We start from the raw sequence: 9,488 nt of genomic DNA on the forward strand, positions 1-9,488 counted from the left end.
CGCCCGGCCCTGAACCGACCCCGCCCGCGACGTTTTCGCAGTGGATCCGGTTGACTCGCCCGTGCGGCGCCGGGTAAGTCACGCGCCTCCGCACGGGCCGTGCTCCGCATCGCCCGGCGTCGGCGTTTGCCCGGGGTGGCCTCCATCCCGGACAGGCGCCGCGAGCCCGTTTTTATCCATCCGCGCCCGGGCGTTCCGGCGCACCGACGTGAGACCAGACCGATGAAGATCCGCAACTCGCTGAAGTCGCTCCGCGGCCGGCACCGTGACAACCAGCTCGTGCGCCGCAAGGGCCGGGTCTACGTCATCAACAAGACCCAGAAGCGCTACAAGGCCCGCCAGGGCTGATCCGCGTGCGGCTTGCCCGGCGGCCGCGGCAAGCCATCGCGTTGACGGGATCGCACCGGCGCCGGACAGTGCCGGCATGTGCCGTCTCTCCCTTTCGATCTGCCTGATGGCCGGCCTCCTCGGAGCGCCGGCTGTCGTCGTTTCGACGCTCGCGCCCGCAGCCGCGGCCCCGAAGGAGGCGCCCAGGGAGGCATCAAAGGAAGCCCCCCGTGCGCCCGTCACCCTCGACGACCTGTTCGCGCGGCTGAAGGCGGCCAAGGACGATGCCGAGGCCCGCGGCGTCGCGCAACTGATCGAGCGCCGCCTCGACCGGTCCGGCAGCGACACCGTCGACCTGCTGGCGAGCCGCGCCGCGGAAGCGATGCGGGCCAAGGACTATCCCCTGGCCGTCGAGCTTCTCGACCGGGTGACCGTGCTGGAGCCGGGCTGGGCCGAGGGCTGGAGCCGGCGCGCCACCGCCTTCTACCTGCTCGAGGACCAGGCGAGCGCGCTGGCCGACCTGCACAAGACCCTGACCCTGGAGCCGCGCCACTTCGAAGCCTGGGCGGCGCTCGCCCATATCTACATGGCGAGCGACGACAAGAGCCGGGCGCTCGCCGCCTTCCGGCGGGTCGAGGCGATCTATCCCCGGATGGGCAAGGTGCACGAGGCGATCGAGCGCCTCGCGCCCGATGTCGACGGCCGCGACCTGTGACCGCCCGGCCGCATGCATCGGCGTGAGAGACGGATCGCCCGCGTGCTGACCCTGATCGCCGGCCTCGTCGCCGGAACCCTGCTGGCCCTCGTCGCCGCGGGGTTGCTCGCGACCTGGATCATCACCCGCGTGGTCGAGGCGCGCTATCCCCCGGCCGGCCAGCGGGTGGCGGTGGAGGGCGGGCACCTCGCGATGCTGGAGGCCGGGCCGGGCGAGGGAGCGCCCAGCCGCGGCACGGTGGTGCTCCTGCACGGCGCGTCGGCCAATGCCATGGACCCGATGCAGGCGATCGGCCGGCGGCTCGCCGGTGACGGCTTCCGGGTGCTCTCCTTCGACCGGCCGGGCTTCGGCTACAGCGACCGCATCGCCCCGGACGCCGCCTCGCCGGCGGTGCAGGCCCGGCTGATCGCCGAGGCCCTGGCTGTCCTCAAGGTCGGCCCCGCCCTGATCGTCGGGCATTCCTGGTCCGGCGCCCTCGCCACGGCGCTTGCCCTCGATCACCCGGAGCGGGTGGCCGGCCTGGCGCTGCTGGCGCCGGTCAGCCATCCCTGGCCGGGCGGCTCGGTGGGAGGCTATGCGGCGTGGTACCGCTCGCTCCCCGGGCGGATGCTGCTCACGCTCGCCACCTACACGGTCGCGGCGCCCCTCGGCTTCGTCGCTCTCGACCGCTTCGCCGAGGTGGTGTTTCGCCCGCAAGGGCTCCCCGCGGGCTATCTCGACGGCGCCCGGGTGCCCCTGGTCCTGCGCCCCTCGACCTTCGGCGCCAACCTGCGCGACCTCGACGGGCTCTACGCCTTCCTGGAACGGCAGAGCCCGCGCTACCGCGCCATCACCGCCCCGACCGTGATCCTCGCGGGCGATATCGACCCGGTGGTGAAGACCGACGTGCATGCCCGAGCGCTCGCCCGCGAGGTGCCGGACGCCAGGCTCGTGGTGCTGCCGGGCGTCGGCCACATGCTCCACTACGTCGCCGCCGACACGGTGGTGGCGGAGATCGAGGCGCTCGCGGCGCGGGAGCGGGTGGGGGCGGAGTAGCGATCGGTTTCGGGTCGGGCCCGATCGTCGAGAGTCAGGAGCGGATCTCACGCTCCGCTCCGTCTCAATCCGGCCCGCAGCCATGCGCCGATGCGTCCGTCGATCGCGATCAGGCCGGCGCCGATCAGGACCATGCCGCCGGCCTGCGGGCCGCTCATCCGCTCGCCCAGGACGAGAGCCCCCAGCAGGATCGCGCTCACCGGGATCAGGAGGGTCACGAGCGAGGTGTTGACCGCCCCCGCCGTCGCGAGCAGCCGGAAGAACAGGACGTAGGCCAGCGCCGTCGACAACAGGGCGAGCCCGATGAGCGCCGCCCATGTCGAGGCGTCCGGCATGGCGCTGCGCCACGGCGGTGCGAAGGCAAGGACGAGCGGCGCGACCATCAGGCTCGTCGCCGCAACCTGCCCGAACGCGCCGACCACCGGGTCGATGCCCAGCCGCTTGAACCGGCGTCCGAACACGCTGGCGAGGCCGTAGGACAACGCCGCGCCCAGGCAGGCGAGGATCGGGAGGAAGGCCGGATTGGCCTGCGACACCGCCTCGACGCCGACGAGGACCACGACCCCGGCAATACCCAGCCCGATCCCGACGATCTTGTGCACGGCCAGCGTCTCGTCCGCGGTGAGCACGTGGGCGACGAGGAGCGAGAAGACCGGCGTCATGGCGTTGAGGACGGAAGCGAGGCCGCTCGACAGGACGGTCTGCCCCCAGAACAGCAGCGCGAACGGGATGAGGTTGTTGAGCAGGCCCATCCCGACGAAGGCGCGCCAGACGGCCCCGTCGCGCGGCCACGCCGTGCCGCGCCAGCGCAGAACGAGGGCCAGCGCCAGCGCAGCGAGCCAGACACGGGCGAGCACGACGGTGAGGGGCGGCAGCGCCGCAACCGCGATCTTGGCGAAGAAGAACGAACCGCCCCACAGGAGCGAGAGCAGGACGAGCAGCGCCCACTCGGTCGCGGTCATGCGAGGATGGGACGCGATGGGAGGGTGGAAAGACATGGAAAGGCCCGGCCGTCGAGAACGGGCCGGATGAAGCAGAATCCCGTCGCCCGCTCGCGCCGAAAACGGACGCGATCCTCTGCCGGTCCCGGACGGTGATGTACGATGGGCGCATGGACACCATCGAGAGCACGGCGGATCGGGAGGCCGCGGGCTGGGAGGCGGCCTGGGCGCGGCGCGACCCCGCCTTCGACGGCCGGTTCTTCGTCGGGGTCCGCACGACCGGAATCTACTGCCGGTGCATTTGCCCGGTCCGGCAGCCGTTGCGGCGCAACATCGAGTTCCTGCCGAGTGCGGCGGCGGCGGAGCGGGCCGGCTACCGCCCGTGCCTCCGATGCCGCCCGGAGACGGCCCCGCTTTCCGCGGCCTGGAAGGGAACGGTGACCACGGTCGAGCGGGCGATGCGGCTCATCGTCGAGGAGGGCGCGCTCGATGGCGAGGGCGCGTCGGTCGAAGGACTGGCGAACCGTCTCGGCATCGGCGCGCGTCACCTCAGCCGCTTGTTCGACCGGCATGTCGGCGCCCGGCCGACGCAGGTTGCCCGCACGGCGCGCGTGCAGCGCGCCAAACGACTGTTGTCCGAGACGGACCTGCCGCTGACGGTCGTGGCGATGCAGGCCGGGTTCGGCAGCCTGCGCCGCTTCCATGCGGTGTTCGCGGAGGTCTATGGGCGACCTCCGAGCCAGATCCGGCGCCGGTCACACCCGCCCTCGGTGGCGACGCCCGGCGGTATCGCGGCCGATCCCGGATGACGGCATCCCGTCCGGCTCACGCCTTCGCGGCATGCTCCAGCGTCACCGTGGCGATCCGCACCAGGTTCGTCGCCCCCGGCGTGCCGAAGGGCAGGCCCGCCACCACGATCACCCGGTCGCCGATCCCCGCGAAGTTCTCCCGCACCGCGAACTTGCAGGCGCGGAACGACATGTCGTCGATGTCGCTGGCGTCGTTGGTGACGATCGGGTGGGTGCCCCAGACCAGGGCGAGGCGGCGCGCCGTCTCGCGCTTCGGGGTGAGCGCGATCACGGTGGCGTCGGGCCGGGCGCGGGCCAGCCGCAGGGCCGTCGAGCCGGAGGCGGTCCAGGCCATCACGGCGTTGAGCCCCAGCGTCCCGGCGATCTGATGGGCCGCCGCCGCGATGGCGTCGGAGGCGGTCGATTCCGGCGTGTTGCGCTGGGCGGCGATGATCGACCAGTAGATCCCGTCGCGCTCGACCTGCTCGGCGATGCGGTTCATGGTCGACACCGCCTCGACCGGGAAGGATCCCGACGCGCTCTCGGCCGAGAGCATCACGGCATCCGCCCCCTCGTAGACGGCGGTCGCCACGTCCGAGACCTCGGCCCGGGTCGGCACCGGGGCCGAGATCATCGATTCGAGCATCTGCGTCGCCACCACCACCGGCTTGCCGAGGCGGCGCGCCCCGCGGGTGATGCGCTTCTGCACGCCCGGCACCTGCTCGAGCGGCATCTCGACCCCGAGATCGCCGCGGGCGACCATCAGCCCGTCGGCCACCGCCATGATCGCGTCGAGCGCCGCCACCGCCTGCGGCTTCTCGATCTTGGCCATCACCAGGGCCTTCCCCTGCGCCACCGCCTTGACCTCGACCACGTCCTCCGGGCGCTGCACGAACGACACCGCGATCCAGTCGGCCCCGGCGGCGAGGCCGGCCTCCAGGTCGAGGCGGTCCTTCTCGGTCATCGCCGCCACGGGGATCGTGGTGTCGGGCAGCGACACGCCCTTGCGGTTCGAGATTTTTCCGCCGGTCACCACCCGGGTCACCGCCCGGCCGGGCGCGACCTCGGTGACGACGAGGCGCAGCTTGCCGTCGTCGATGATGACCGCGTGGCCGGGCTCCAGGGCCGAGAGGATCTCGGGGTGGGGCAGGTGGACCCGGGTCGCGTCGCCCGGGGTCGGGTCGTCGTCGAGGACGAAGCTCTGGCCGTTCTCGATCACCGCCGCATCGCCGGCGAAGCGCCCGACCCGGAGCTTCGGGCCCTGGAGATCGACCAGCACGGCGATCGGCCGCTTCAGCTTCTGCTCGATGCGCCGGATCGTCGCCACCCGCTCGCTCAGCCGCTCCCGGGGCAGGTGGCTCATGTTGATGCGGAACACGTCGGCGCCGGCCGCGAACAGCGCCTCGATCACCGCCGGATCCTCGGAGGCCGGGCCGAGGGTCGCGACGATCTTGGTGCGGCGGGCGCGCTTCATGGGGGGTGTCGTCCGGGGATGAGCGAGGAGCGGAGGATGGCCCCTACGGAAAGCCGGTCGGCGGGCCGGGGTCAATTGGCGTTTTGGGGCCGGGGCAGGGGGAGGAACGGGCTGGCCAGCCCCGTGGTCGCATGGTCCCTCGGCAGCGAAGCGGTTCATCCCCGCGCCTGCGGGGAAAACGGGGTCGCCGGCTTTTTGCCGAGCATCGCCGTCGGAATTTCAATAACATTTAGCGCGATGCTAGCCCAAAATTGATTGCATATTCTTTCAGTTTTTCTAATATATATATTGCCAATTTATTGGCACTAGATTCGCGCGCAGATTTATGATGGAATTCTACAGCAACGATATTTCCGTCATCAGTTTCATATGAGACATCAGCCTGAAGACCGGGAACTAGGGGCACTTCAAATTTAGCATTTTTCAAATTTGCGCCCGCGCTTACAGACAATCCAATGATAGACCTGTTTATTGCTCTGTGATGAGTCTCAGATAACGATTGTATTCTACTAAATGACTCAATAGTTTCGTTCGTTACATTTGTTCCATATTCCCTATTATCAATTGGAGATCCCATAAAATATTTGTGAATTTCAGAAGATGAAATAACGCGATTCGCGTTTCCTTTGTTGGGCCGAACACCTTCGACAAGCGCTACAAGCGCTTGATCGTCAGAATAAAGGGCAGAATGGGTCACGGCGCTTGCCGAAACAGACACTAACTGAGCATCAAACATAGCTATAACATATGGCAGCGCCGCCTTCAAATCATCAGATCTATTATTCCACCACTCCGCGGCATTAGACTTCTTAGTATACATCAAAAGGCGAGACGCTTCCAAATAATAACTATCAGCCCTCCTTAATGATCGGCAAGTTTCTCTAATACCAGAAGATCCCGAACTAATAGCTATTACCAACCTAGGAAATTCAACACCCATACCCGAAATATCAAATCTTCTAGCAATTAGAAGCTGTAATTCATCTAACAGCTCGCCAATTCTATTTGATTTCTCTATAAGAATATCGACTTCAGCATCCGATATTGCTGCGTCTTCAAGACGCCAATTTGCAATTTGCAATATCCTGTCGACAACATCTCTAAACCGCAACTTAGATATTCCATTAAGTTCGTACTCCGGGGTATAACCGAATGCACTTTTTCCTCCGATTTGTTGAAGCAGCGCGATTACGCGGGCCGAAAAGCCCGAATCATTTACTGGCCATATAATTACAATATCGCTCCTTGTCCTTAGCAAGCTGTTCAGAGCGCCTAGAAAAGTTCTGTATTCCGGCTCATTAAAAGACGGGGCCTCTCGCCCATCAAAATTCAAAATAGTAAATTTTACCGTTTTTGGTATATTTGCAATAAATTCGGGAATTTTATCTGTGACAAGATCATGCTGCGGAGGAAGTCGAATTACTCTTTCAACCTTATCCGAAAGAAATATCTCCAGACTATGAACAAATGTACTTTTTCCAGCACCACTTTCAGCCTTTAAAAACAATATTTTCCCTTGTGATGCACTCGTTGCAGCAGCCAAAAAACGCTTAATTGCCACAATATCTTCATCAGGAGACACAAAGGTTCAGTTTGCACGCTCACCAAAAGTGCGAATTAGTGGCTCATATCTGGAAGGCAGCGGCGTGGCTTTTATGTTTACATGGGGCATCAAAAATCTTCCATAAAATAGTCTTTTGCACCAATACACCAATAATACAAAGGTGACAAGTAACGTTTTTTTGAAAGATCCAATAATAAATTAAATGAATTTTCGCACCATGGCAAAATTAAAAATAGATAAATTAAATAAAATCACGCACGAATCGCCAATCTCGCAACATCGATTATCCGATCAGAAGAGGCTAAATGAGCCTCAAGGCCCCGCCCGTCCCGGATCCGTCAGCTGGATCGTCCAGCTCTTCTGCTCGCCGGTATCGACCTCGAAGAAGCCGTTGCGGTCGTAGCCGCGGGCCAGGCAATCCTCGACGCCCCGGATGGTGAACTCGCGGTCGCGGGTGCACATCAGGGAGCGGCCGCTCCACTCGCCGCCGCGGTCGTAATCGACCGCGAAGACGTAGTAGTAGCGGGCGGCGAGCGCCCCCTTGAGCAGGGTCTCGCAGCCCTTGGCCGAGAGGTTCCACCAGCCCTCCGTCACCCAGCCGCCGGAATCCCGGTAGCCGAGCGCGATGCCGATGCGGCTGCCGGTCATGTTGCACATCCGCAGATCCGCCCGCGCCGGCCCGGCCCCGAGCAGGGCGAGGACCGGGACCGAGAGCAGGGCGGCGCGGCGCGGGCGGGAAAAAAGGTCAGCCAACCAGGATGATGCGGAGGTCATTGACGTTGGTGCGGGTGGGCCCGGGCCGGACGAGGTCGCCGATCCGGTCGAAGAACGGAGTCGAGTCGTTCTCTCCCAAGCTCGCCCCCGCGTCGAGCCCCGCCGCCGCCGCACGGGCGAGCGTCGTCGGGTCGATCATCGCGCCGGCCGGGTCGGTCGCCTCGCCGCGACCGCCATCGGTGCCGTCGGTATCGGCCGAGAGGGCGGCAATGCCGGGGGCGCCGTCGAGGGCGAGCGCCAGCGCCAGAGCGTATTCCTGGTTCGGCCCGCCCTGGCCCTCGCCGCGGATCGTCACGGTCAATTCGCCGCCGGAGATCAGCGCCGCCTTTCGCCCGGCGGAGGCCATCTCGCGGGCGAGGGCGGCATGGGCCGCCGCCACCTCGCGGGCCTCGCCCTCGAGATCGGCCCCGAGCAGCACCGGCTCGTAGCCGGCCTCCCGCGCCGCCGCGGCGGCGGCCTCGATGGCGTCGACCGGCCGGGCGATGATGCGGAACTCGCTGCGGGCGAAGACCGGGTCGCCGGGCTTCGGGCTCTCGTTGGCGGGATCGTTCAGCAGCGCCTCGGCGGAAGCCGGCAGGGGAATGCCGCGGCGGGCGCAGATCGCCCGCGCATCGGCCAGCGTGGTCGGGTCCGGCACCGTCGGGCCCGACGCGATCACCGCGGGATCGTCCCGGGGCACGTCGGAGATCGCCAGCGTCAGAATCCCGCCGGCGTTGCGCGCCGCCCCCGCCAGCCGGCCGCCCTTGATGCGCGAGAGGTGCTTGCGCACGCAGTTGATCTCGTCGATCGCCGCGCCGGAGCGCAGCAGCGCCCGGGTGATGCCCTGCTTCTCGGAGAGCGTCAGGGCACCGGCCGGGGCGATCCAGTTGGCCGAGCCGCCACCGGAGAGGAGCACCAGCACGAGGTCGTCCGGGCCGGCGGAGGCCGCGAGATCGAGGGCCCGCTGCGTCGCCGCGATGCCAGCCTGGTCCGGCACCGGGTGGCCTGCCTCCACCACCTCGATCACCCCGGCCGGCTCGCCATAGCCGTGACGGGCCACCGCGAGGCCGGCAATGCGGGACGGATCGACGCCCTGCGCCCGGTAATGCCGCTCGGCCAGAGCCGCCATGCTGGCCCCGGCCTTGCCGGCGCCGAGGATCACCAGCCGCCCGGCCGGCACTGCGGGCAGGTGCCGCACCAGGCAGCCGCGGGGATGGGCGGCCGTGACGCCCGCATCGAGCAGGCGCAGCAGCAGGGCGCGGGTCTCCGGAACGGGGGCATCGGTCACGAGGCGGCTCCTCTGGATGATAAGGTCATGCTTCGGGCCGGCTTCGTACCGGCCTTGTTCTAGTCTGTTAGAGCTAGGCCGACGGAGTGGAACGCCGGGGGCGTGCGACCGCGATGCCGGCCAGGATCAGGCCGCCGCCGAGCACCTGGAGGGGCCCGAGCGCCTCGCCGAGGAGGATCCAGGCCAGGATCGCGGCGGCCACCGCCTCCAGGAAGATCACCAGGGAGGAGAAGCCGGCGGGCAGGCGCCCGAGCGCCACCGCGAGCAGGCCCTGGCCGCCCGCATGGCTGACGAGGGCGAGGGCCAGGAGCCCGGCGGCGGCGGCCCAGGAGTGCGGCAGCACCGGCCGGGTCTCGAGCACGGCGACGGCGCCGAGCAGCACCAGGGCGGTGATGCAGGAGGCCACGAAGGTGACGCGGGCGGCCCCCAGGCCCCGGGCCCGGGCGCGCTCCACCGTCAGGAAGTAGAGGGCGAAGAAGATCGCGGTGACCACCCCGTCGCGGTCGCCGGCGAGGCGGGCGGGATCGACCTGCACCGACTGCCCGACCAGGGTGGCGCCGCCGAGAAGGCAGACGAGGAGGCCCAGCAGCGTGCGCCCGGCCG

At 67.2% G+C, this 9,488-nt stretch carries 10 protein-coding genes; 4 read left to right on the top strand and 6 right to left on the bottom strand.

The features are described 5' to 3' along the window. Positions 1-222: 222 nt before the first annotated feature. From ykgO to VP06_RS20020, 3 genes are all read left to right on the top strand, one after another. Positions 223-348, top strand: a complete 126-nt coding sequence (ykgO, locus tag VP06_RS20010; protein ID WP_012334921.1) for a type B 50S ribosomal protein L36 — start codon at positions 223-225, stop codon at positions 346-348. A gap of 106 nt (positions 349-454) precedes the next feature. Next, positions 455-1,042, top strand: a complete 588-nt coding sequence (locus VP06_RS20015) for a tetratricopeptide repeat protein (protein ID WP_245291248.1) — start codon at positions 455-457, stop codon at positions 1,040-1,042. Positions 1,043-1,054: 12 nt separating this feature from the next. Beyond that, complete coding sequence (locus tag VP06_RS20020) at positions 1,055-2,077, top strand: alpha/beta fold hydrolase (protein WP_048465555.1); 1,023 nt, start codon at positions 1,055-1,057, stop codon at positions 2,075-2,077. A 47-nt stretch (positions 2,078-2,124) separates the two neighbouring features. Here VP06_RS20020 and VP06_RS20025 read toward each other — a convergent pair whose 3' ends face one another. Continuing rightward, positions 2,125-3,039, bottom strand: a complete 915-nt coding sequence (locus VP06_RS20025; RefSeq protein WP_082167511.1) for a DMT family transporter — start codon at positions 3,037-3,039, stop codon at positions 2,125-2,127. Positions 3,040-3,188: 149 nt separating this feature from the next. On the opposite strand from VP06_RS20025, the gene VP06_RS20030 reads away from it, so the two are divergent. Then, the gene (locus VP06_RS20030; protein WP_048465556.1) at positions 3,189-3,827 is read left to right on the top strand and encodes a bifunctional transcriptional activator/DNA repair enzyme AdaA; all 639 of its coding nucleotides are present in this window, start codon (positions 3,189-3,191) and stop codon (positions 3,825-3,827) included. 16 nt (positions 3,828-3,843) lie between these two features. Here the strand turns inward: VP06_RS20030 and pyk are convergent, their stop codons facing one another. The 5 genes from pyk to VP06_RS20050 form a co-directional block, all read right to left on the bottom strand. Then, complete coding sequence (pyk, locus tag VP06_RS20035) at positions 3,844-5,280, bottom strand: pyruvate kinase (RefSeq protein WP_048465557.1); 1,437 nt, start codon at positions 5,278-5,280, stop codon at positions 3,844-3,846. A 229-nt stretch (positions 5,281-5,509) separates the two neighbouring features. Then, entirely contained in the window at positions 5,510-6,862 is a 1,353-nt protein-coding gene (locus VP06_RS36520; RefSeq protein WP_156295690.1) for a hypothetical protein, read from the bottom strand. A gap of 294 nt (positions 6,863-7,156) precedes the next feature. Then, a complete protein-coding gene (locus VP06_RS20040) occupies positions 7,157-7,618 on the bottom strand; it encodes a DUF1036 domain-containing protein (protein WP_082167512.1) in 462 nt (153 codons plus the stop codon). Then, entirely contained in the window at positions 7,590-8,885 is a 1,296-nt protein-coding gene (locus VP06_RS20045) for a glycerate kinase type-2 family protein (protein WP_048465558.1), read from the bottom strand. Before VP06_RS20045 ends, VP06_RS20040 begins: the two co-directional genes overlap by 29 nt. Positions 8,886-8,958: 73 nt before the next feature. Continuing rightward, positions 8,959-9,488: DMT family transporter (locus tag VP06_RS20050; protein WP_048465559.1), on the bottom strand; the 530-nt coding region annotated here is incomplete at its 5' end.

The sequence above is a fragment of the Methylobacterium aquaticum genome (assembly GCF_001043915.1).
In the GTDB taxonomy this organism is placed as follows: Bacteria; Pseudomonadota; Alphaproteobacteria; order Rhizobiales; family Beijerinckiaceae; genus Methylobacterium; species Methylobacterium aquaticum.